19 protein-coding genes and 1 pseudogene are annotated in these 20,943 nt (G+C 75.1%); 11 read left to right on the top strand and 9 right to left on the bottom strand.

Annotation, left to right across the window (positions count from 1 at the left end):
* Window positions 1-3: 3 nt before the first annotated feature.
* Window positions 4-1,317: an MFS transporter gene (locus ACFWP2_RS14080; protein ID WP_380450659.1), complete on the bottom strand. Its 1,314-nt coding sequence runs from the start codon at window positions 1,315-1,317 to the stop codon at window positions 4-6.
* An 81-nt stretch (window positions 1,318-1,398) separates the two neighbouring features.
* Between ACFWP2_RS14080 and ACFWP2_RS14075 the strand changes: the two genes are divergently transcribed.
* On the top strand, window positions 1,399-1,935 hold the full coding sequence (locus ACFWP2_RS14075; RefSeq protein ID WP_380450658.1) for a MarR family winged helix-turn-helix transcriptional regulator: 537 nt from the start codon (window positions 1,399-1,401) through the stop codon (window positions 1,933-1,935).
* 160 nt (window positions 1,936-2,095) lie between these two features.
* On the opposite strand, the gene ACFWP2_RS14070 is transcribed toward ACFWP2_RS14075, so the two are convergent.
* Window positions 2,096-3,163, bottom strand: coding sequence for a trypsin-like serine peptidase (locus ACFWP2_RS14070; protein ID WP_380450657.1), 1,068 nt, complete (start codon window positions 3,161-3,163; stop codon window positions 2,096-2,098).
* A gap of 213 nt (window positions 3,164-3,376) precedes the next feature.
* Window positions 3,377-3,859 carry a DUF1348 family protein gene (locus ACFWP2_RS14065; protein WP_380450655.1) on the bottom strand — a complete coding sequence of 161 codons (483 nt, stop codon included), beginning with the start codon at window positions 3,857-3,859 and terminating at the stop codon, window positions 3,377-3,379.
* Between the two features lie 100 nt (window positions 3,860-3,959).
* Here ACFWP2_RS14065 and ACFWP2_RS14060 point away from each other — a divergent pair, with 100 nt between their 5' ends.
* On the top strand, window positions 3,960-4,523 hold the full coding sequence (locus ACFWP2_RS14060) for a TetR/AcrR family transcriptional regulator (protein ID WP_380450654.1): 564 nt from the start codon (window positions 3,960-3,962) through the stop codon (window positions 4,521-4,523).
* Between the two features lie 43 nt (window positions 4,524-4,566).
* Here ACFWP2_RS14060 and ACFWP2_RS14055 read toward each other — a convergent pair whose 3' ends face one another.
* Window positions 4,567-5,352 carry an SDR family oxidoreductase gene (locus ACFWP2_RS14055; protein WP_380450653.1) on the bottom strand — a complete coding sequence of 262 codons (786 nt, stop codon included), beginning with the start codon at window positions 5,350-5,352 and terminating at the stop codon, window positions 4,567-4,569.
* A gap of 98 nt (window positions 5,353-5,450) precedes the next feature.
* Between ACFWP2_RS14055 and ACFWP2_RS14050 the strand changes: the two genes are divergently transcribed.
* The gene (locus tag ACFWP2_RS14050; RefSeq protein WP_380450651.1) at window positions 5,451-5,594 is read left to right on the top strand and encodes a hypothetical protein; all 144 of its coding nucleotides are present in this window, start codon (window positions 5,451-5,453) and stop codon (window positions 5,592-5,594) included.
* Window positions 5,587-5,766 carry a hypothetical protein gene (locus ACFWP2_RS14045; RefSeq protein ID WP_380450650.1) on the top strand — a complete coding sequence of 60 codons (180 nt, stop codon included), beginning with the start codon at window positions 5,587-5,589 and terminating at the stop codon, window positions 5,764-5,766. Before ACFWP2_RS14050 ends, ACFWP2_RS14045 begins: the two co-directional genes overlap by 8 nt.
* A gap of 4 nt (window positions 5,767-5,770) precedes the next feature.
* On the opposite strand, the gene ACFWP2_RS14040 is transcribed toward ACFWP2_RS14045, so the two are convergent.
* A complete protein-coding gene (locus tag ACFWP2_RS14040; protein WP_380450648.1) occupies window positions 5,771-7,012 on the bottom strand; it encodes a DUF5685 family protein in 1,242 nt (413 codons plus the stop codon).
* Between the two features lie 211 nt (window positions 7,013-7,223).
* Here ACFWP2_RS14040 and ACFWP2_RS14035 point away from each other — a divergent pair, with 211 nt between their 5' ends.
* Genes ACFWP2_RS14035 through ACFWP2_RS14025 form a run of 3 tightly spaced genes read left to right on the top strand, consistent with a single transcriptional unit; the run spans window position 7,224 to window position 10,073 of the window.
* Window positions 7,224-7,787: a helix-turn-helix domain-containing protein gene (locus ACFWP2_RS14035; protein ID WP_380450647.1), complete on the top strand. Its 564-nt coding sequence runs from the start codon at window positions 7,224-7,226 to the stop codon at window positions 7,785-7,787.
* Complete coding sequence (locus ACFWP2_RS14030) at window positions 7,784-9,283, top strand: MFS transporter (protein ID WP_380450645.1); 1,500 nt, start codon at window positions 7,784-7,786, stop codon at window positions 9,281-9,283. The genes ACFWP2_RS14035 and ACFWP2_RS14030 overlap by 4 nt, the downstream gene beginning before the upstream one ends.
* A 28-nt stretch (window positions 9,284-9,311) precedes the next feature.
* Window positions 9,312-10,073: an alpha/beta fold hydrolase gene (locus ACFWP2_RS14025; RefSeq protein ID WP_380450643.1), complete on the top strand. Its 762-nt coding sequence runs from the start codon at window positions 9,312-9,314 to the stop codon at window positions 10,071-10,073.
* Window positions 10,074-10,211: 138 nt separating this feature from the next.
* On the opposite strand, the gene ACFWP2_RS14020 is transcribed toward ACFWP2_RS14025, so the two are convergent.
* The gene (locus ACFWP2_RS14020; protein WP_380450642.1) at window positions 10,212-11,660 is read right to left on the bottom strand and encodes a DUF2252 domain-containing protein; all 1,449 of its coding nucleotides are present in this window, start codon (window positions 11,658-11,660) and stop codon (window positions 10,212-10,214) included.
* Between the two features lie 512 nt (window positions 11,661-12,172).
* On the opposite strand from ACFWP2_RS14020, the gene ACFWP2_RS14015 reads away from it, so the two are divergent.
* Both ACFWP2_RS14015 and ACFWP2_RS14010 read left to right on the top strand, forming a co-directional pair.
* Window positions 12,173-14,986 carry a hypothetical protein gene (locus ACFWP2_RS14015; protein WP_380450641.1) on the top strand — a complete coding sequence of 938 codons (2,814 nt, stop codon included), beginning with the start codon at window positions 12,173-12,175 and terminating at the stop codon, window positions 14,984-14,986.
* Between the two features lie 108 nt (window positions 14,987-15,094).
* A complete protein-coding gene (locus tag ACFWP2_RS14010; protein ID WP_380450639.1) occupies window positions 15,095-15,508 on the top strand; it encodes a DUF2809 domain-containing protein in 414 nt (137 codons plus the stop codon).
* Between the two features lie 40 nt (window positions 15,509-15,548).
* Here ACFWP2_RS14010 and ACFWP2_RS14005 read toward each other — a convergent pair whose 3' ends face one another.
* Window positions 15,549-16,331, bottom strand: a complete 783-nt coding sequence (locus ACFWP2_RS14005) for an SGNH/GDSL hydrolase family protein (RefSeq protein ID WP_380450638.1) — start codon at window positions 16,329-16,331, stop codon at window positions 15,549-15,551.
* 239 nt (window positions 16,332-16,570) lie between these two features.
* Here ACFWP2_RS14005 and ACFWP2_RS14000 point away from each other — a divergent pair, with 239 nt between their 5' ends.
* Together ACFWP2_RS14000 and ddaH are read left to right on the top strand one after the other, a co-directional pair.
* Window positions 16,571-17,464, top strand: coding sequence for an MBL fold metallo-hydrolase (locus ACFWP2_RS14000; protein WP_380450637.1), 894 nt, complete (start codon window positions 16,571-16,573; stop codon window positions 17,462-17,464).
* A 232-nt stretch (window positions 17,465-17,696) separates the two neighbouring features.
* Window positions 17,697-18,524, top strand: coding sequence for a dimethylargininase (ddaH, locus tag ACFWP2_RS13995; RefSeq protein WP_380450635.1), 828 nt, complete (start codon window positions 17,697-17,699; stop codon window positions 18,522-18,524).
* Between the two features lie 238 nt (window positions 18,525-18,762).
* On the opposite strand, the gene ACFWP2_RS13990 is transcribed toward ddaH, so the two are convergent.
* Window positions 18,763-19,944: a globin domain-containing protein gene (locus ACFWP2_RS13990; protein WP_380450837.1), complete on the bottom strand. Its 1,182-nt coding sequence runs from the start codon at window positions 19,942-19,944 to the stop codon at window positions 18,763-18,765.
* 141 nt (window positions 19,945-20,085) lie between these two features.
* Window positions 20,086-20,523 (bottom strand): annotated as a pseudogene (locus tag ACFWP2_RS13985) (RrF2 family transcriptional regulator); the annotation flags it as partial.
* Between the last annotated feature and the right edge of the window lie 420 nt (window positions 20,524-20,943).

Below are 20,943 nucleotides of genomic sequence, written 5' to 3'. Positions count from 1 at the left end.
GGCTCAGGCCTCGACCCGAGCCCGCGTCTCCTCCTGCTCCTGGCCCCGGGCCCGAGCCGGTGGCCGCCCGGTCACCTGCTCGGGCGCGGGGCTGGCCGCGGTGCCGGGCCCGGTGTCGGCCGCGGGCCGCATGCCGTGCCGCCGGACCCCGGGCACCGCCGCCGTACCGGCGCAGACCAGTGTCACCAGCCCCGCCGCCACCAGCAGCGGCACCCGGCTGCCCCAGGCCTCGGCGGCCAGCGGCGCCAGGACGTAGCCGAGCGGGGCGGCCGCCAGCGAGAGCAGCCAGTCGTACGAGGTGACCCGGGCCAGCGTCCGGGCCGGGAAGTCCTGCTGGACCACCGTCGCCCAGACCGGGTTGAGGAAGCCCAGCCCCGTCAGTGCGACCGCCTGTGCCGCGACCGCGACCGGCGCCGGGGCCGGGACGGCGAGGGCGAGCAGGGGCAGTCCGTAGAGGGCGAGGGCGAGGTTGCCGGCCAGCACCGGGCGGCGCGGCCGCAGCCGTCCGGCGATCAGCGAGCCGACCAGCAGGCCGACGGCGCCCGCCTGGGTCAGCGCCACCCAGGCGCCGTCCCCGCCGAGCCGGGTGGCGGCGATCAGCGGGCCGAGGGTGAGCAGGACGGCGCTCGCGCCGTTCCACACGCCGTGGGCGATCAGACTGGTCCAGTACCAGTCCCGGGAGCGCACCTCGCTCCAGCCCTCGGCGAGGTCCCGGCGCAGCGAGCGCCGGTCCTGGGGGACGTGTTCGACGGTGAGGCGGGTGAGCAGCGCGGCGCTCAGCAGGAAGGAGGCGCCGTCCACCACGAACGCCCAGCCGGGCCCGGCGGTGTACACCAGCAGGCCGGCGAGCGCCGGACCGCCGAGCCGGGCGGCGCCGGTCGCGGTGCCGAGCAGGGCGTTGGCCCGCAGTCGCAGCTCGCCCCGGACGGTGGCCGCGACCAGCGGAGAGGCGGTCGGCATGGCGAAGGCGGAGGCGACGCCCCCGGCGGCGGAGGCGGCCGCGATGTGCGGCAGGCTCGGGTGCCCGCCGAGCAGTTCCAGGCCGACCATCAGCTGGGCGAGGGCCCGGACCAGGTCGGTGGCGAGGGCGACCAGCCGCGGGTTGAAGCGGTCACCGACCACTCCGCCGACCGGCAGCAGGAGCAGCCTCGGCACCATCGCGCAGCCCAGGACGAGGGCGAGCGCGCCGGAGGAGCCGGTGGCGCGGGTGATGGCGATGGCGAGGGCCGCCGGGACGACGGCGTCGCCGAGGGTGGAGGCCGTGCGGCCGATGAAGAGCAGCCGGAAGCCTGGCAGGCGCAGGGGATGGGAAGTCACGCGGCGCACTGTATTTCGGTGACGAAATTTTGGCAACGAATATTTCGGTGCCGTCGTTTTACGGTTTGTAGACTCCTTCCCATGGCCGAGCACCCTTCCCCGCAACCGCCGCCCCGCGAGCGGCCGGAGCCCCGCGACTGGACGGACGGCCACGTCGACCGCTGGCAACCGGTGCTGCCCGGCCTCGACCCGGACATCGAGGCCTCCGTCACCCGGATGTCGCGGCTCACCCGCCACCTCGGTCGGGTCCGCGAGCAGGGCGTCGCCGACTACGGCCTGCACAAGCACGAGTTCGACACTCTGCACGTGCTCGCCGGCCGCGGCGGCCACGCCGCCCCCTCCGACCTTCGGACCGACCTCAACCTCGCCCCCGCCTCGGTCACCGGCCGGCTGGAGACCCTGGAACGGCGTGGCTTCGTCCTGCGCACGCCCTCCACGGAGGACCGCCGCAAGGTCGACATCGTGTTGACCGAGGCCGGGCGCGCCGCCTGGCGGGAGGCCCTGGACGTGGTGGGCCGGGAGGAGCGGCGGCTGCTGGGGGTGCTCTCCGAGGAGGAGCGGCGCACGCTGGCGGACCTGCTGCGGAAGGTGATGCTGGCGCAGGAGCACGACGGGTAGCACGTCCCGTCCCGGTGGCCCCGGCATCCGGCCGAGCTGCGCGCCGGGTCGGCGAAGCGTTCGGGGCAGCGGTCGCCCTTGTGGCCGCCTTGGCCGACGCGGACCTCGTGGCGTCGGTGGCCCGGTCGGCGTGCCGACCGGGCCACCGGTGTGGCCGGGGTCAGCTCGTCCGGGCCTGCGCCCAGTCGTAGAGGCGGTGGGCGCTGTCGCCGAAGCGGGTGGCGTACAGGGTGCCGGCCGGGCCGCCGGCGACGTCGTCGGTGGTGGTGGTGACGCCGACGACGGTGCCGGTCCCGGTGGCGGGGTCGAACCGGGCGACGTGGGGGCCGCCGCTGGCCCCGTGCGACATGTCGCAGGCTCCGCCCCACAGGAGCGGGGCCTTGGGGCCGGGGCCGGCCGGCCCGGCGCAGTGGATCATGCGTGAGCCGGTGTACCTGCCGTCGGGATCGTTCAGCCGGTCCTTCGGGTACCCGAAGGCGTGCACGAACTCGGCCTCGGCGGGCGGGGCGAAGCCGATCCGCTGGCTCCCGGTGACGTCCGCGATCCGCCGCCCGTCGGCCGAACGGTTCGCCACCAGGACCCCGGTGTCGTAGCCGGCCACGGCGACGTCCTCCGACCTGGTCCCGCTCGGATCGGCGTCCCAGCGGGAGGAGGTGGCCGCGGCCCTGATGCTGAAGCCGCCGAGCGGCTTGGTCCCGTTGCGGTAACCGGGTACGAAGTAGAGGTTGTGGTTCCAGGTGTCGTCGGTCGCGGCCGCCCCGACGCCCCGCAGGCAGTGCGCCGCCGTGACGACGGTGCTGCGGTTCGCGCTGTTGACGACCGTCGCGGTGCAACTGCCGTCGTAGCCGTCGGAGAAGGTGAAGAAGAGCCGGCCGACGCTCCGCTCCACCGCTCCGCCGTGCGTCCAGACGGCTCCGGGGTCCGGGGTGTCGGCGGGCAGCGGCCGAGGGTCGTCGGGGGTGTCGTCGTCCGCGGGGACGGGTGTGATCTCGGGGATGAGGGCGCCCGCCAGCCGCATCCGGTCGGGCGTCCAGTAGGCGTCGATCCGGCCGCGCTCCTGCGCGGTCGTGGCCCCGGAGTGGGTCGTGACGGTGTCCCGCTCCGCGGCGGCGGCCGCGGTCGGCGGCAGCACCGCCGCCGTGGTCGCACTCAGCAGGAGGGCGCCCACGGCGGCGAGCCCGCGGGGCAGTGCGCGGCGGGTGGTCGGTGTTCCACAGGTGTTCGACATGTGCCGCACGGTAGGCGGGGGACGTCAGGATCACGTGTGGAGCGGGTCTCGTCCCGCAGTCGAAAGGATCAGCGTCCGGTAACGGCGTCACGGCCGTGTATCGGTCACCGCCTGAAGGTGACCAGCCGTCATGGGCACCGAGGGGGCTGGGTCTTGACGGTGGAGATCCGGGCCGGCGGTCGTCAGGTCGTGCCGCGGCTCCCGGGGAGCCGGTCAGAGGCCGAGCTCGGAGAGGCCCGGGTGGTCGTCGGGGCGGCGGCCGAGCGGCCAGTGGAACAGGCGCTCCTCGGCGGTGATCGGCACGTCGTTGATGGAGGCGTGCCGCACGGCCATCAGGCCGTCGTGGTCGAACTCCCAGTTCTCGTTGCCGTAGGAGTGGTACCAGCGGCCGGCGTCGTCGTGCCACTCGTAGGCGAAGCGGACCGCGATGCGGTCGCCGCCGTACGCCCAGAGTTCCTTGATCAGGCGGTAGTCGAGCTCGCGCCGCCACTTGCGGGTGAGGAAGTCGGCGATCCGCTCGCGGCCGGTGAGGAACTCGGAGCGGTTGCGCCAGCGGCTGTCCGGTGTGTAGGCGAGGGCGACCCGCCGGGGGTCGCGGGTGTTCCAGGCGTCCTCGGCGGCCCGGACCTTCCGGCGGGCGGTCTCCTCGGTGAACGGGGGCAGGGGCGGGCGCTGCTCGGTGCCGGTCTCGGGCATGGATGCTCCTCGGAATGGGCGTTCCGCTGGTGAGAACGATCGTTCTCGCTGCTGTGGCTACGATAGGAGAACCATCGTTCTCACGCAAAGGGCACGGCAGATGGAGCAGACGGACCCGCGGACCCGGATCCTCGACGCGGCCGAGGAGCTGTTCTACGGGCAGGGCATCCAGGCGGTCGGCATGGACGCCGTCCGGGCCGCCTCGGGCATGACCATGCGCCGCGTCTACCAGCACTTCCCGTCCAAGGGCGAGCTGGTCGAGGCCTATCTGCTGCGCCGCGACGGCCGCTGGCGGGCGAGCCTCGCCGTGTACGTCTCGCGCACCGGGGGCTCCCCGCGGGAGCAGCTGCTCGCGGTCTTCGACTGGCTCGGCCGGTGGTTCGCCGAACCCGGCTTCCGGGGCTGCGCCTTCGTCAACTCGCTCGGCGAACTGGGTGCGGTCAGCCCCGCGGTGGTGGCCGCCGCCCGGCACCACAAGGCGGAGTTCGGCGGCTACCTCGCGGGTCTGGCCGAGGCCGCCGGAGCCCCGCCCGCCACGGCCGTCCACCTGACCCTGCTGGCCGAGGGGGCGATCACCAGCGCGGCCGTCCACGGCGATCCGACGGCCGCCGCCGACGCCCGCGAGGCCGCCCGGCTGCTGCTGGAGGCGGCGCCGGGCCGGTAGCCCCCGGTCGCTGCCCGGGGTGCCCGGGGTGCCCGGACGGGCCCTACGCCAGGCCGCCGTTGCTCAGCAGCAGCTGCCCGTTGACCCACTGCCCCTGCGGCGAGCAGAGGAAGTCGACCAGGTGCGCGGTGTCGCGCGGGGTGCCGAGCCGGCCGAGCGGGGTCCGGCCGCGCAGCTCCGTCCTGGTCGCCTCGTCCATCCAACCGGTGTCCACCGGGCCCGGGTTGACGACGTTGGCGGTGACCCCGAGGTGGGCGAACTCCCGGGCGGCGGCGAGCACGATCCGGTCGAGGGCACCCGTGCTGGCGCCGTACGGGAGGTTGCCCACGGTGTGGTCGCTGGTCAGCGCGACGATCCGGCCACTGCCCGGCTCGCCGGCGAAACGGCGGCCGAACTCCCGGACCAGCAGCCAGGTGGCGCGCGCGTTGACCGCGAAGTGCCGGTCGAAGCTCTCGACCGTGGTGTCCAGCAGGCCGGAGTCGACCGACTCGCAGTGGCACAGCACCAGGGCGGTGACCGGGCCGAGCCGCTGCTCGGCCTCGGCGAAGACCCGTGCGGGCGCCCGCGGATCCGCCAGGTCGGCCTCGACCGGGAGCGCGCGGGCGCCGCGCTCGCGCAGATCCAGGGCGATCTCCGCCGCCGCGTCCTCCTCGGCGCCCCAGGCCATCCGCCGGTCGTAGTCCGTCCAGTAGGTGAAGGCGAGGTCCCATCCGGAGGCCGCGAGCCGCCCGGCGATGCCGGCGCCGAGGCCGACCGTCCGGCCCACCCCCGTCAGCAGGGCCACCGGGCGGGGGAGTCGGGGCGTCGGGTGGTGCTGACCGGATGTCATGGGCCGCGATCGTTCCGGGCCGGGCCGCGGCGGGCGAGCGGTTTTCGCCCGAACGGGCGTTTATCGCCCATTGATCGCCACCGCCTAGCCTCGGGCCCATGGACGAGAGAGCGGCCGAGCGGCCGGGGGCGTTGCCCGAGGGGCGGATGACGGAGCAGGACACCGAGCGGTTCCGGCAGTTGCTGGCGCGGCTGGAGGACTCGCTGGCGGTGGACCGGAAGGCGGCGGGGCGCGATGTCTGAGTGCGCCGAGCTGTGCCCGCCGGCGGTCATGCCGGTGGCGGTGCTGCCGCTCTGGCGGCGGGACGAGGCCGGGCCGGGCCGGCACGCGGACCGGCCCGGGGTGCTGCGGGGGCACCCCGGGCCGGTGGCGGGCGGTCGGGACCGGGAGGCCGGCGCCGACCGGGAGGGCTGACGGTTCAGCCGCAGTCGCAGCAGCACCCGTCGCAGCAGTCGCACCCGTCACAGCAGTCGCAGCCGCAGTCGCAGCCGTCGCAGCAGTCGGGGCAGTCGCAGTCGTGCCGCTCGCAGAAGCCCTTGCGGCGCTCGCGGCTGAACGGGTCGTTGTGTTCGCAGCAGAGCAGCTGGCAGGTGCAGGCCATCAGCGCCCACACCGCGCACCCGGCGAGCAGGTTGCGCGGGTTCGGCGGCTTCTCGCCGGGCGGCGTGAAGCCCGGGCCCTGCGGCACCCACGGGGGGACGGGCGCCTGGCCGGGCGGAGCCTCCTGCGGCGGCGCCTGGTGCGGGTGCTCGCCGGTGGTGCTGCCCGCCGCGTCCGGCCGCCGGCAGCTCGCTCCGTGCCGGGCCGGACCGAAGACCCGGTCCACCGCCCGCTCGGTCTCGTGCGCGAGCAGTACGTGCACCAGGGTGCGGTCGGCGAGTTCGACCTCGCGCAGTGCGAGCCGGATGCCGTGGACGGCGTCGCGGCAGAGCCGTTCGGCCTCGGCACGGTCGGTGCCGGTGGCGGTCAGCGGGTTCCAGGCGCCCGAGGCCGCGTCGGCGGCCTGGTCCTCGGCGGCGTCGAGGAGGTGGGCGAGCCGGCCGAACAGCCGTCCGGCCTCGGCGAGCGGGGCGGCGTTGCCGGGGCGCCCGGCGATCACGGCGGTGTGGGCGAAGGCGGCCGAGGTGGCGGTCTCGGTGGGCTCGGTGACCAGCAGGACGGACCCGCCGGGCCGCAGTGAGCGCTCCAACTCGCCCTGCCGGGAGGCCGCGTCGAGCAGTACGGCGGTGTCGAAGCCGACCGTCGAGGCGCTGCCCGCGCTCTGCCGGTCCCAGCGCCGGGTGACGGCCCGGGCCCCGGCGGCGACCGGGCGGCGGGCGAAGACGCCGTCGCGGTCCTCGACGTGGTCGCGGATCTTGACCGAGGCGAGCGCCAGCGAGACGGCGGCGGCGAGCCGGGCGCCCTCGCCCTTGGCGACGGAGGCGGTCCGCATGCCGCGCAACGGGCAGGGCCCGGCGGTGCGGCGCCAGGAGGAGTCCTCCCGGGCGGCCTGGGCCTCGACCAGCACGGAGATGATCAGACCGTCGTAGTTGGTCGCCGTCCGGGCGAGCTGTCCGTGGTCGTCCCGCAGCGCGAGGCAGAGCCCGCACAGGTGGGCCATCCAGGAGGTCTGCAAGCGCTCGGACAATCGATGCCTGCACGGTCTGATGATGCCGAACACGCTGGTCCCCCTAGCCTCACGGGCCGCCAACCGGCCACGATTCGCGGCACATCATATGATCAGCGGCCCTTCCCGGCCGAGGCCCCGTCAAGTCCCCTCCCCTCCCCTTCTTCCCTCCCCTCCCCTTCCTGGTGAACCGGCCCGCGCCCCGGTGCTCGCGGAGCCGTGAAGCCCGGTGAGTGGATCTCATATTCGGGATACCATCGCGAATATGGGAATCGACATGGCCGCCGACGAGCGGCTGGCGCAACGGCTCGCCGAGCTGAGGCTGGAACGCGGGTGGACGCTGGAGGAGTTGGCGCGGCAGGCGGATGTCAGCCGGTCGACGCTGTCCCGGGTGGAGCGGGCGGAGGTCAGCCCGACGGCCGCGCTGCTCGGTCGGCTGTGCGCCGTGTACGGGCGGACGATGTCGCGGCTGCTCGCCGAGGTGGAGTCCGGTCCGGCCCGGCTGGTGCGGGCCGGGGAGCAGCAGGTGTGGCGGGACGTGACGACCGGCTTCGTCCGCCGCTCGGTCTCGCCGCCGCACGGCTCGTTGCGGGCGGAGATCATCGAGGGCCGGCTGCCGGCCGGCGCGGACATCACCTACGGCCGCGCCTGTACGGCCGGCCGGGAGCACCACCTGTGGCTGTTCGAGGGGCACCTGGAGCTGACCGTGGACGGCGAGCCGCAGCCGCTCGGCCCCGGCGACTGCCTGCGCCACGTCGGCGGCGTCAGCCGCTTCCGCAGCCTCGGTCCGGGCGAGGCCCGGTACGCGCTGGTGGTGATCGAGCCGTGAGCGCCGCCACCGGCCCGATAGCCGGGCAGCCCGAGGAGCCCAAGGAACCGAAGGAGCGCTTCGACGCCGCCGGCCGCCGGGTCCTGCTGGTCTGCGTCGCGGGCGGCTTCACCACGCTGCTCGACCAGTCCGTCCTCAACACCTCCATCCCCGCCATGCGCGAGACCCTGCACGCCGGGCCCGCCGACCTCCAGTGGATCGTCGCCGGCTTCTCGCTCGCCTTCGGTCTCGCGCTGATCCCCGGCGGGCGGCTGGGCGACGTCAAGGGCCGCAAGTGGTTCTTCGTCACCGGCCTCGCCCTGTTCACCCTGCTCAGCCTGGTCTCCGCGACCGCCACCGAGCCCGGGGTGCTGATCGCCGCCCGGCTGCTCCAGGGCGTGGGTGCCGGCCTGGTCAACTCCCAGATGATCGGCACCCTCCAGGACGTCTTCGACGGCCAGCTGCGGGCCCGCGCCCTCGGCATGTACGCCGTCACCGGCGGCCTCGCCTTCGCGCTCGGCCCGCCGATCGGCGGCGCCGTGCTGGCCCTGGCCGGCCCCGAGACCGGCTGGCGGCTGACCTTCCTGCTCAACGTCCCCTTCGGCCTGGCCACCGTGGTCCTGGCGGCCCGTCACCTGCCGAAGCCCCGCCCCAGCGCGCGGAACGCCAACCTCGACCTCCTCGGCCTGCTGCTGGTCGGGGCGCTCACCCTCGTCCTGATGCTGCCCTTCGTCCGGCCGCCCGGCTGGACCGGCTGGTTCGCCTTCGCGGCCGCCGCCCTGCTGCTGCTCGGCGCGCTCGTCTGGTGGCAGCGCCGCTACGCCCGGGCCGGCGGCCAGCCGCTGGTCCACCCGGCGCTCACCCGCTCCGCGCCGTACGCGCTCGGGACGGCCACCGCGATGGCCCAGTTCGGCTCCTCGCTCGCCGCCTCGCTGGTCCTGACCATGTTCCTCCAGGACGGCCTCGGCCTCTCCCCGATGGGTGCCGCGCTGGTCGCGCTGCCCTCGGCCGTGGCGATGGGCGTGGCCTCCGCGCTCGCCTGGCGGGTCGTCCAGCGCTTCGGCCGACGCACCGTCACCGCCGGTCTGGTCGGCTCCACGCTCAGCATGCTGCTCAGCGGACTGCTCGCGCCCTGGGCGCCCGACGCCGTCCTGCCCTGGCTGCTGGCGCTGCTGCAACTGCTCGCCGGCGCCTCGGTCGGGTTGATGGGCTCCACCAACCAGGCGTACGTGCTGCGTCACGCGCCCGCCGAGGCGGCCGGGGTGAGCGGGGCGATCCTGCAGATGGCCCAGCGGATCGCGGCGGCCGTCGCGATCTCGGCCCTGTCCGGGGTCTACCTGCGGGAGACGGCCGCCGGCGGCGGGCACCGTTCCGCGTACCTGACGGCGAGCGTGGTGTGCGCCGCGGTGGCCGGACTCGCCGTCCTGGCCTCGGTGTTCGCCGGCCGTGCCACCGCCCGCGAGCAGCAGGAGGGCGAGCCGGTCGCGCTGCGCCGAGGGCGAACGCCGGTCCGTTAGGCGGTGATCCGTGCGTACCGTGACGGGCATGACCGACGCCGTACGGCCCCTTGACCAGACCGCGGACCACCAGACCGCGGACCACCGGACCGCGGACCACCGGACCGTGGACCACCGGACCGCGGACCTGCCCGAGGTGACGCTCGCCTACCGCGAGAGCGGACGGCCCGGCGGCCCGCCCCTGGTCCTGCTGCACGCCCTCGGCGAGCGCGCCGCCGACTGGGACACCGTGCTGCCCGACCTCGCCCCCGGTCACCACGTGTACGCGCTCGACCTGCGCGGCCACGGCGGCAGCGGCCGCACCGCCGGCTACTCGCTGGAGGCGATGCGGGACGACGTGCTGGCCTTCCTCGACGCCCTCGGCCTCGCCCGCGTCGACCTGGCCGGCCACTCGATGGGCGGCGCCGTCGCCTGCCTGCTCGCCCAGGCCGCGCCGGAGCGGATCGACCGGCTGGTCCTGGAGGACGTTCCCGCGCTGTACCCGCGCCCGGCGAGCGCGCTGCCCGAGGACCCGGACCCGGACGCGCACTTCGACTGGGCGATGGTCCGGGCGGTCCGGGCCCAGCTCGACGACCCCGACCCGGCCTGGCGGGCGGGGCTGGCGAGGATCACCGCCCGCACCCTGGCGGTGGCCGGCGGCCCGGCCAGCCACATCCCGCAGGAGCGGATCGCCGAACTCGCCCGGCTGATCCCGGACTGCCGCCTGGTCACCGTCGAGGCCGGGCACCTGGTGCACGGTGCCCGGCCCGCCGAGTTCGTCGCCGCGGTGGCGCCGTTCCTGGCCCGCTGACCGGCCCGGGCCGCTGACCCGTCCGGGCCGCTGACCCGTCCGGGCCGCTGACCCGTCCGGCCCGCTGACCCGCCCGGCCCGCTGACCCGCCCGGCCCGCCGAAAGCCTTCCGGCGGGCCTGGCCTGTCAGCAGGCTGTTCAGACGCCGTGTTCGACGGGCAGCCGCCCGTTGCGCACCGCCGTCAGCAGGTCGGCGTGGTCGGCCTCGGTGCGGTCCGCGTAGGCCACCGCGAAGGCGGCGACCGCCTCGTCCAGCGCCTCGCCCTTGCCGCAGTACCCGGCCAGCAGGCCCGGGTCGGCGGTGTGCGAGTGCGCCCGGGCCAGCAGGGCGCCGGTGATCCGGGCGTAGTCGTCCAGCTGGGACGGCTGCAGGGCGGCCGGGTCGACGCTGCCCTTGCGGTTGCGGAACTGCCGTACCTGGTAGGGGAGTCCGTCGACGGTGGTCCAGCCCAGCAGGGTGTCGCTGACCACCTGCATGTGCTTCTGCCCGAGCACCACCCGGCGGCCCTCGTGCCCGTCCGGCACGGACTGGGCGCCGGCCGGCAGGTACGGCAGCAGCGCGGACGGGCGCGCCTCCTTCACCTGGAGCACCAGCGGCTGGTCCCGGTGGTCGGTGAGCAGCACCACGTACGAGCGGGTGCCCACGCTGCCGGTGCCCACCACCCGGAAGGCCACGTCCTGCACCCGGTAGCGGGACAGCAGGGTGCGCACCTCGGCGGGCACCGTGTCGACGTACGGGCCGAGCGCGTGCGCGACGGAGCGGGCGGTCTCGTCGGTCACCTCGGTGAGCACCGGGGGAGCGGCCGTGAAACGCCAACCGCCGTCCGCGGTGCGGGCGGTGCTGCGGGCGGCGAACCGCGCGCTGGTGTTGCCGAGCGCCTTCGCGCCGACCTTGCGCAGCACCTCGGCGAGGTCGTGCGCCTCGGCGAAGGAGACCAGTTGCTCGTCCGCGATGGCGTTCCAGGCGTCCAGCCCGGGGAGCTTGGCGAGCGTGCGGACGGTCCGGCGGTAGGAGCCGGCCACGTGCTGGGCGGCCTCGCGCGCGGTGGTGTCGCTCGCGCCGGTCTCCCGGGCGGCCAGCACCAGGCTGGCGGCGAGCCGCTTGAGGTCCCACTCCCAGGGGCCGCGGACGGTCTCGTCGAAGTCGTTGATGTCCAGCACGATCTGGCCGCGGGCATCGCCGTACAGGCCGAAGTTGGCGGCGTGCGCGTCCCCGCACAGCTGGGCGCCGACCCCGGTCACCGGGGTGCCCGCGAGGTCGGCGGCCATCAGCCCGGCCGACCCGCGCAGGAACGCGAACGGGCTCGCGGCCATCCGGCCGACGCGGATCGGCACCAGACGGGCTATTCGGCCGGTGTTGGAGGCCTCCAGGGCGGACACGGCGGTCGGCCGGTCGGGTGCGGGCGTGAACTCCGCGTGCCGCTCCCGGGGCACCCGGGTCCGCAGGTCCTTGCCGCGCTCCCGTGCCTTTCCGTCCTGCGCCGAGGCGAACCCGGCCACCGCGAACCCGCGCCGGGTCCGCCCGTCCGCTTCCGCCGTCGGCCCCGACTGAGCCTCGGCCACCTCGGCCCCACCCACGTGCGCCACTTTTCCCGCCTGTCCCTTCCGGTCCTCATCCCGCGCGCGACCTGCGCGGACGTTCGTCGGGGGGAGTGACGTACGGCGTGGCGCGGTGGTTCCGGGGGGAGGCGGTCCGGTTCCGTCCGGGTCAACGGCCGAGGTGGGTTCGCGGGTTCACCGATCCGGGCGGAGAATTCCCGGAAAGGGAAGTCCGCTGGTCAAGGGCCTGCGGTGAAGCGGGAGTTGTGAAGTGCGCATGGCATCTCAACGGCCTTTCTCTCGGCGGGAATCCCAGCAATGCAAGGAATTCGCCCACTACTTGTTCGATTCGCTCAAGTCCCTTCCGTTCCCGGATCGAATCTGACAGCATCGTCCGCTATCCGGCGACCGATCGCCGGTGATCACTGCGCCGGTGTACCCGTGACGTGTCCGTCCGTGACCGAGAGGCCCCCGGATCGGATCCCCGGGTGGAGTCGGGAGACGACCTTCGGCCGCCGCCGTCGGGATGCGGCCGACCGGCCACGCCACGTGGAGGAGATGTGACCACCCAGGCCGGCACCCGCGTGCCCGCCCCCGACTCCGCCCACCGGCCCGCGCCCTGGGTCCGCACCAGACTGCGGGCGAATCCGCCGGCCGCGCTGCTCATGGCGGCCCTCGCGTTCGTCACCGTCTTCCTGGCGGCGGCCTTCCCGCGCGTCACGGACCGGGGCGCGGACACGGCGCTCCAGGAGTTCGTCCGTCAGAAGGGCCCCAACCCGACCAGCCTGCAGACCACTTCCAGGACGCGGGAGGACGACACCGCGGACGGACTCGACCGGGTGCAGCGGCAGCTCACCGAGCAGGTCGGCGGGCGGCTGACGCTGGCCCAGGCCGGTCAGGCCTACGGTGCCCGCGCCCTGGGCGACCACACCATGGCCAATCCGGGGTACGCCCACCTCTCGGACAAGTCGCCCTACCCGGTCCTCAGTCTGCTCCACCTGCACGACCTGGCCGCCCGGGCCACCCTCACCGACGGCACCTGGCCCACCCCCGGCGCCGTCGGCGCTCCGCTGCCGATCGTGGTCAGCGAGAAGGCCGCCGAGACCATCCGCATCAAGCTCGGTGACGTCATCGACAACGGCGTCGAGAGCTCGGGCGCCAAGCGGACCACCGTGGTGGTCGGCCTCTACCGGGTCAACGATCCCCAGGACCCGTTCTGGGACGACCTCGGCTGCCCGGCCCGCGCCTGCCTGAACACCGAGCCCGAGCGCGAGCACTGGACGACCAGCGGGTTCGTCGACGGCGGCAGCCTCCCCGCGATGGTCCGCTGGGGTTCGACGGCCGAGAACTTCTGGCGGCTGCCCGTCGACCCCGCCTCGCTGCGCGCCGACCGGATCGACCGCACCCGCGACGTCGTCCGCTCCTTCCTGACCGGGCGCGACGCCACCGCCCTGGTCGACGGCACCGGGCGCGCCGACCTGCACACCGTCTCCGGCCTGCCCGACGTCCTGACCCGGGCGGACGAGCGCTACCGGGCCTCGCTGCCGCTCAGCACGATCGGCCCGGCCGGCGTCGCGGGCGTCGCCACCGTGGTGCTGTTCCTGGCCGCCGCGCTCACCACCGACCGGCGGGCCACCGAGATCCGGCTGCTCCGGGCCCGCGGCGGTTCCCTCGGCGGGGTGCTGCGGCGGCTGCTCGGCGAGGGGGCGGTCACCGTCCTGCCCGCCGCCGCGCTCGCCACGGCCCTCGCCCTGGTGCTGCTGCCCACGGCCCGCTGGGACGGCGCCGTGTCGGCGGCCCTGGTCACGACCCTGCTCGCCCTGCTGGCCTTTCCGGTTCGCGCGGCCCTGCTGTTCTCCCGTCGCCGGCCGGCCGGCGGTCGACGCCGACTGGTCGGCGAACTCGCCCTGCTGGCCGCCGCCGTCGCCGCGGTGGCGGAGGTCCGGCGCCGGGGTGTCGGCCACTCCGGCGCCGGGGTGGACCCGCTGCTGGTCGCCGCCCCGCTGCTGCTCGCCGTCACCGGCGGGCTGCTGCTGGCGAGGATCGAGCCGGTGGTGGTCGGCCGGCTGGCCGCCCTGGTCGGCCGGGGCCGCGGCCTGGTCGGTTTCCTCGGCCTGGCCCAGGCCGCCCGCGACGCCTCCGGCCGTCGCCGGCCCTCCGTGCTGCCGCTGCTCGCGCTGCTGATCGCCGTCACCACGACCGGCTTCGGCGCCACCGTGCTCGACACCGTCGACCACGTGCGGACACGCGCCGCGCGCATCGCCACCGGCGGGGACATCGGCGTCTCCCTCCCGGACTACGCCACCCTCACCGAGCCGTTCACCGAGGCCGCCGCCGCCCTGCCCGGCGTCCGGGCCTCGACCGGGGCCTGGATCGAGCCCAGGGCCCGCCTCCTCGGCGCCGACCGGCACGACACCGAGGCCTACCTGGTGGCGGTGACCGATCCGACGGCGTACGCCGAGATCGCCCGAGTCCTCGGGGCCGGCGAGTTCGACCCGGCGAAGCTGGCCGGGACGTCCGGCGGCCGGGACACCCCGGTGCCCGCCCTGGTCAGCCGCGACCTGGCCGAACGCCTGGCCGCGGGAACGTCCCGGGTGCGCACGCCCAACGGCAACGACCTGCACCTCACCGTCGCCGGCATCGTCGGCGCCACCCCCGCGCTGCCCGACCCGGGCAAGCCGTTCGTCGTCGTTCCCGCCGGCCCCACCTGGGAACGGCTGCCGGGCGCCAAGCGGGAGAACCACTGGTTCGCCGTCGGCGACGTCGACCCCAACCGGGTCAGAACGGCCCTGCGGGACAACGGCGGGGCCCGGCCGGTCGGTCTGGCCCAACTGATCGCGGACGGCGCCACGGCCGTCGGCAAGGACACCCACGGCCTGCCCGCCGGATACACGGTGCACAGCAGCCGGGAGAGCGCCACCGCGCTCGGTGACGACCCCCTGCAGCACGCCGCCGGGCGACTGTTCTGGTACGCGGCCGCCGCCGGAGCCGGATTCGCCCTGCTCGCCGTCCTGTTGACGCTCCTCCGGGCCGCACCCGACCGTACGGCCGTGCTCGCCCGGCTGCGCACCATGGGCCTGCGGCCCCGGCAGGGGCTGACCCTGATCCTGACCGAGGCGCTGCCGCAGACCCTGGCGGCGGCCGTCGGCGGCGGCCTGGTCGCGCTGACGGCGGTCGCCCTGCTGGGCGGTGCCTTCGACATCTCGACGCTGGTCGGCGCCGAGGTCGGGGACGCCATCACCCCCGTGCTGCTGCCGGTGCTGCTGCCGACCGCGGGTCTGGCCCTGCTGGTCGGCCTCGGGGTGGTGCTGGAGACGCTGGTCGCCGGCCGGCGCCAGATCGCGACCGAGCTGCGGGCGGGGGAGCAGGCGTGACACCGGGACCGGCCCGAGTCTGAGGGGCCGGGCCGAGTCCGAGGGGCCGGGCCGAGTCCGAGGGGCCGGGCCCGGACCGCCCCGGGGCCGGGGCGTAGCGTGGGGCGGATGGACGGGCTTCGGAGGGGAACGGTCGTGCGGCTCCCAGCCGCCGCGGGCGGGGTGCTGGCGGTGGTGGCGGGCCTGGCGGTGAGGGCCGCGGCAGGCGGGGATCTCGCCAAGTACGCCGGGGACGCGCTCTACACCGTCCTGGTGTACGCGCTGGTGGTGCTGGTCGCGCCGCGCGTGCGGCCGGTGCGGGCCGCGGTGGTGGCGGCCGGGGTGAGCTGGCTGGTGGAGCTGTTCCAGGCCACCGGGCTGCCGGAGGAGTGGGGGCGGCGCAGCGGACTGGTCCACCTGGTGCTGGGCTCGACCTTCAACCCGCCGGACCTGTTCTGGTACCTGGTCGGCGCGGGCTGTGCCGGAGCGCTCCACCGGGTGCTGCGGACCTCCCGGGTCGCAGCAGCCGGTGGAGCAGCCTGAACGGCGCCGTCCGTACCGGTCGAACCAATCTGACGGATCGTCAGAGCGGAAGCAGCTCCGGCCGCTTGGGCTCCACGTGGTCGCCCGAGGACTCGCCGCGCAGGCGCCGGCCGACCCAGGGCAGCAGGTGCTCGCGGGCCCACTGGATGTTCTCCCGCCGCTGGTCGGCGGGGGTGAGCACGCGGGCGTCCGGCCACGCGCCCTCCGGGTCCTGCGCGGTGCGCAGGCCCAGCGAGCGGGCGGCCAGCAGGGCGACCCGCTGGTGGCCCTCGGGCGACAGGTGCAGGCGGTCCTCGCTCCACGCGCGGCGGTCCTGCACGGCGCGCAGCGACCACAGGTCGGCCACCTTGCAGCCGTTGCGGTCGGCGACGGCGCGCATGTGGCCGTTGTACGTGGCGATCTTGCCGCGCAGGTGCTTCAGCAGCGGCACGTCCTTGGTGTCGAAGCCGGTGCAGATCAGCACCGTCCCGGCGTTCTCGGCGAGTCGGACGACGGCGGCCTCGAAGCGCTCGGCCACCTCGTCCGGGTCGGCGCCCGGCCGGAGGATGTCGTTGCCGCCCGCGCAGAAGGTGACCAGGTCGGGCTGGAGGCGCTGGACCTCCGGCACCTGCTCGGCGGCGATCTGGTCGAGCAGTCGGCCGCGCACCGCGAGGTTGGCGTAGCGGAAGGTGCCCGGGGGGCGTCCGTCGGCGAGGATTCCGGCGAGGCGGTCGGCCCATCCGGCGAACCTGCCGTCGATGCCGGGGTCGTTCAGGCCCTCGGTGAAGCTGTCCCCGAGGGCGGCGTACGAATCGAGGTCAAGGGTCTCCTGGAGATTCGGCATGAAGGAGATAGTTCACCCAATCAAGTGACCTACGCCACCGTAGGTGACCCTGGTGGAACGTGAGATGGGCCACGTACCCTCGCGGGCCGCCGCGTTCGCAGCGGGTTCCCGGCGGGTTCGCAGAGACCGGGGCCCCGGAAAGCACAAGATCGGCGCCCCCTTCCGCTTTCCGCTCCGTCCGGCGGATCCTCGAAGGGAGCGGCCGGCTCGGGCCGCCGCCCTGCCAGGGGAAGGCATCCATGACCACCGACCTGCGCGACGACCCCTCCGAGAACTGGTTCATCGACGACCGCTGCACCAACTGCGACGTCGCCCGGCAGCTCGCGCCGGGCCTGGTCCGCGAGCACGGGGGCCGCTCCGAGCTGCTCCGCCAGCCGCGCGACGCGGCCGAGCGCCGGCAGCTGCTCGCCGCCGCCCACGCCTGCCCGACCCGCTCCGTCCGCTCCGGCGCCAGGCCGCTGGACCCGGCCGAGGACCCGTTCCCGCTGGCCCTCGCCGACGACGTGCTGCTGCTCGGCCACAACTCCCGCCGCACCGCGGGCGCCAACTCCTACCTCTGCCGCCGCCCGACCGGCTGGGTGATGGTCGACACGCCGCGCTACAGCGAGGCCCTGGCCGCCCGGTACGCCGCGCTCGGCCCGGTCACCGACGTCCTGCTCACCCACCGCGACCACGCCGCGCACGGCCGGGCGTACGCCGACCGGTTCGGCGCCCGGCTCTGGATCCACGAGGGCGATCTGGCGGCCGCCCCCGACGCCGACCGGGTGCTGCGCGGCACCGGGCCGACGGAGGTCTCGCCCGGCCTGGTCGCCCACCCGTTCCCCGGCCACACCCGGGGCAGCGTGCTCTTCCTCGCGGACGAGCGGTACTGCTTCAGCGGCGACAGCCTGTACTGGTCCCGCACCACGGGGGACATCGAGGTGGCGGAGTCGGTGACCTGGTACTCGATCGAGGAGCTCGCCGCCTCGCTGCGGCGTGGCCTCGGGGTGCTGCGCTTCGAATGGCTGCTGCCCGGCCACGGCGACCGGCGCCGGATGTCCGCCGAGGAGGCGGACCGCCGGCTTCGGGCGCTGGCCGAGCGGTGCCGGGAACTGCGGCCCCGGCCGGTGGACTTCGGCGCGCACCGCTGGTGACCGGGGGTCGCGGACAGGGCGGTCCGCGCGCGGGCGCCGGGCACCGAGCGCCGTGGGCCGCCGGTGCGCCGGTGCCTGCGCCGGGTGCGCGGGGGCGTGCGACCGCCGGGAGCGCCCGCCCGGGTGTGCGAACGGTTCGGCCGGGGCAGCCGCCTTGGGAACGAAGGTTTCCGGCCCCGCGAACCCCGAACTCCGTGCGACGAACTCCCCGCGATCCAAGGATGGTTGAGTCATGCTCACGCAGACACCGGAGCGCCACGCCCGGCCGCGGCGCTACCTGATGTGCCGGCCGACGCACTTCACCGTGGACTACGCGATCAACCCGTGGATGGACCCCTCCCAGCCCACCGACACCGCGCTCGCCCTGCGCCAGTGGGAGCGGCTCTACTGGACGTACCGCCGGCTCGGCCACACCGTCGAGCTGATCGACCCGGTGCCCGGCCTGCCGGACATGGTGTACGCCGCCAACGGGGCCACCGTGCTGGACGGGCGGGCCCTGGTCGCCACCTTCCGCCACCCCGAGCGGGCCGCCGAGTCGGACGCCTACCTGGCCTGGTTCCGCGAGCACGGCTACCGCGAGGTGCGCCGGGCCGGGCACGTCAACGAGGGCGAGGGCGACCACCTGGTGGTGGGCCGCCGGGTGCTCGCCGGGACGGGCTTCCGCTCCTCGCGCGCCGCGCACGCCGAGGCGGGGGAGCTGTTCGGCGTCCCGGTGGTCAGCCTGACCCTGGTCGACCCGCGCTTCTACCACCTGGACACCGCGCTGGCGGTGCTCGCCGACGACCACGTCATGTACTACCCGGAGGCGTTCGACGCCGACAGCCGCTCGGTGCTGCGTGCCCTGTACCCGGACGCGATCCTCGCCGACCGGGCCGACGCCGAGGTGTTCGGGCTCAACGCGGTCTCGGACGGCCGCCGGGTGCTGCTGCCGGAGGCCGCCAAGAACCTGGCCGGCCGCCTGGCCGAGCACGGCTACCAGCCGGTCCCGGTGGACGTCTCGGAGCTGCTGAAGGGCGGCGGCGGGGCGAAGTGCTGCACCCTGGAGCTCAGGCCGCGGTGACGGGCCTCCCGGCGGCGCCCCCGGGACCGGAGTCCGAACTCCCGCCGGGCGTCAGGGCATTGCGGACGTACGGGCGGTCCGGAGGTGCGGGCGGTTCGGACGCGCGGGCGGTGCCGGAAGCCGAACGGCACCGGGCCGCTCGTGATCGTACCGAGCGGACCGGTGCCGCGGCGGGACCTCGGCCCCCGAGCCGGGGCTCAGGGCGTCAGGGCCCTCAGGGTGTCAGGACCTCAGGGTGTCAGGCGCCGAGCCAGAGGTCCGGGCCGAACACCTCGTAGTGGATGTCCGCCGCCGGGACGCCCGCGGTCAGCAGCTGCTCGCGGACGGCGCGCAGGAAGGGGAGCGGGCCGCAGAGGTAGGCGGTGGTGCCGGCCGGGACCTCGACGGTGGACAGGTCCACCAGGCCGGTGCGCTCGGCCGGCCACGCGCCGAGCGGCTGCTCGTAGAAGACGTGCGAGGTGGCGTTCGGCAGCGTGGTGGTGAGCTGCGCCAGCTCGGCCCGGAAGGCGTGGCTCAGCTGGTCGCGGTCGCCGTGGACGGAGACGATCCGCCGGGTGGAGCCGGTGGCGGCCAGGTGGTCGAGCATGGCGGTCATCGGGGTGTTGCCGATGCCGGCGGAGGCGAGCAGCACCGGGCCGTCGCCGTCGGCCAGGGCGATGTCGCCCAGCGGGGGCGCCAGCTCGACCGGGTCGCCGGCCTTCAGGTGGTCGTGCAGGTGGCCGGAGACCTCGCCGCCGTCCTCGCGCTTGACGCTGAAGCGCAGCGCGCCGTCGGCGCCGCCGGAGAGGCTGTACTGGCGGATCTGGTGGGCGCCGTCGGCGAGTTCGGTGCGCACCGAGACGTACTGGCCGGGGCGGAAGGCGGGCACCGGGCGGCCGTCGGTCGGGCGGACGAGGTAGGTGGTGACGGTCTCGGTCTCCTGGACCCGGGCGATCACGGTGTAGGGGCGCCACAGGTCGGCCGGGTCGCCGCCGGCGGCGACCTCGGCGCGCAGCCGGTCCTCGATGGCGATCAGCGCGTTGGCCATCAGCCAGTAGACCTCGTCCCAGGCGGCGGCGACCTCGGGGGTGACGGCCTCGCCGAGCACCTCGACGATGGCGGCGAACAGGTGCTCGTGGACGATCTTGTACTGGTCGTTGCTGATGCCGACGGAGACGTGCTTGTGGGCGATGCGGGCGAGCATCGCGTCCGGCCGCTGGTCCGGGTTGGCGATCAGGGCGGTGGCGAAGGCGGCTATCGAGCCGGCCAGGGCCTCGCGCTGGCTGCCGTTGGCCTGGTTGCCCCGGTTGAAGAGGTCGCGCAGCAGCTCCGGGTGCGCGGCGAACATCCGGTCGTAGAAGCGCGGGGTGATGTCCCCGATGGCGGCGCCCACGACGGGCAGGGTGGCTTCGATGACCTCGGCGGACTTCGCGGACAGCATCAGACGACTCCTAAATGGTATCTGAGATTCGCATTTAAGGCCGCAGGTGGGGTGCGGCCCCGGGTGGGCTGATCGGCCGGTGGATCCGGCGGGTTCGGCGGGTTCGGCGGGTTCGGTGGGTTCTGCAGGTGGTGCGGTGTCGGCCGGTCCGGTGGTCAGGCTGAGCAGGACCGGCCCGGTGGGGGAGGCCACCAGGTCGCCGACGGAGAGGTGGTCGAGCGCCGCGAAGAACGCCTCCTGGGCGCCCCGCAGCGCCCCGCGCAGCCGGCACGCGGCCCGCAGTGGGCACGGCGGGTCGTCCTCGCAGCCGACCACGTCGCCGACTCCCTCCAGCTCCCGCAGCAGCAGTCCGATCGAACCGGTGCGCCCGGCGAAGGTGAGCATCAGCCCGCCGCCGCGACCGCGCCGGGCCTCCACCACCCCCAGGTGCTGCAGTCGGCTGACCACCTTCGCCGCGTGGGTGTACGGCACGCCGACCGACTCGGCCACCTCGCGGGTGGTCGGGTTGTCGCCCTCGCCCAGGACGGCCAGTCGCATGGCGATCCGCAGGGCGATGTCGGTGCTCTTGGTCAGCCTCACGTGGGGAACGCTATCGAATGCGACTCTCCAACTCCAATTTTCTGCACGACCTCGATCGAGACCCCGGTCACGTCGCCCCGCCGAGGGTCCGGGGTCCGGGAACCAGGGGTGAGGGTTGCGGTCGCGTACCGATCGAATCTGAACAGTTGGCGACATTAGTAGTCACTCCCTGACGGAAAGTCAGAGGCGCTCTTACGCTTCCCCCTGCTCCGAACACCACCACGCGCACCACCCGTACGTGCCGAGCAGCTGGAGAGATCCGTGAGAACACTCCGTACACCCCGCATACCCCGTACCCGGACGGGGGGGGGGGGGGGGACCCCCCCCCCCCGCCCCCCCCGGAAGCCTAGACCAGGCCCCACGGCGCCGCCCCCCACCCCCCCCCCCGCGCAGCGCCCGGCGCCGACGCCGCGGCCGCCC

Source organism: Kitasatospora sp. NPDC058444 (genome assembly GCF_042721415.1).
In the GTDB taxonomy this organism is placed as follows: domain Bacteria; phylum Actinomycetota; class Actinomycetes; order Streptomycetales; family Streptomycetaceae; genus Kitasatospora.
This window is presented reverse-complemented; position numbering and strand designations above follow the sequence as displayed.

Bases quoted from the DNA above. Each gene is read 5' to 3' on its own strand.
- ACFWP2_RS14025 (WP_380450643.1), top strand. From the start codon at position 9,312: ATGACCGACGCCGTACGGCCCCTTGACCAGACCGCGGACCACCAGACC.
- ACFWP2_RS14000 (WP_380450637.1), top strand. From the start codon at position 16,571: ATGACCACCGACCTGCGCGACGACCCCTCCGAGAACTGGTTCATCGAC.
- ACFWP2_RS14070 (WP_380450657.1), bottom strand. From the start codon at position 3,163: ATGTCGAACACCTGTGGAACACCGACCACCCGCCGCGCACTGCCCCGC.
- ACFWP2_RS14075 (WP_380450658.1), top strand. From the start codon at position 1,399: ATGGCCGAGCACCCTTCCCCGCAACCGCCGCCCCGCGAGCGGCCGGAG.
- ACFWP2_RS14065 (WP_380450655.1), bottom strand. From the start codon at position 3,859: ATGCCCGAGACCGGCACCGAGCAGCGCCCGCCCCTGCCCCCGTTCACC.
- ACFWP2_RS14060 (WP_380450654.1), top strand. From the start codon at position 3,960: ATGGAGCAGACGGACCCGCGGACCCGGATCCTCGACGCGGCCGAGGAG.
- ACFWP2_RS14055 (WP_380450653.1), bottom strand. From the start codon at position 5,352: ATGACATCCGGTCAGCACCACCCGACGCCCCGACTCCCCCGCCCGGTG.
- ddaH (WP_380450635.1), top strand. From the start codon at position 17,697: ATGCTCACGCAGACACCGGAGCGCCACGCCCGGCCGCGGCGCTACCTG.
- ACFWP2_RS14010 (WP_380450639.1), top strand. From the start codon at position 15,095: ATGGACGGGCTTCGGAGGGGAACGGTCGTGCGGCTCCCAGCCGCCGCG.
- ACFWP2_RS14050 (WP_380450651.1), top strand. From the start codon at position 5,451: ATGGACGAGAGAGCGGCCGAGCGGCCGGGGGCGTTGCCCGAGGGGCGG.
- ACFWP2_RS13990 (WP_380450837.1), bottom strand. From the start codon at position 19,944: ATGCTGTCCGCGAAGTCCGCCGAGGTCATCGAAGCCACCCTGCCCGTC.
- ACFWP2_RS14005 (WP_380450638.1), bottom strand. From the start codon at position 16,331: ATGCCGAATCTCCAGGAGACCCTTGACCTCGATTCGTACGCCGCCCTC.
- ACFWP2_RS14045 (WP_380450650.1), top strand. From the start codon at position 5,587: ATGTCTGAGTGCGCCGAGCTGTGCCCGCCGGCGGTCATGCCGGTGGCG.
- ACFWP2_RS14035 (WP_380450647.1), top strand. From the start codon at position 7,224: ATGGGAATCGACATGGCCGCCGACGAGCGGCTGGCGCAACGGCTCGCC.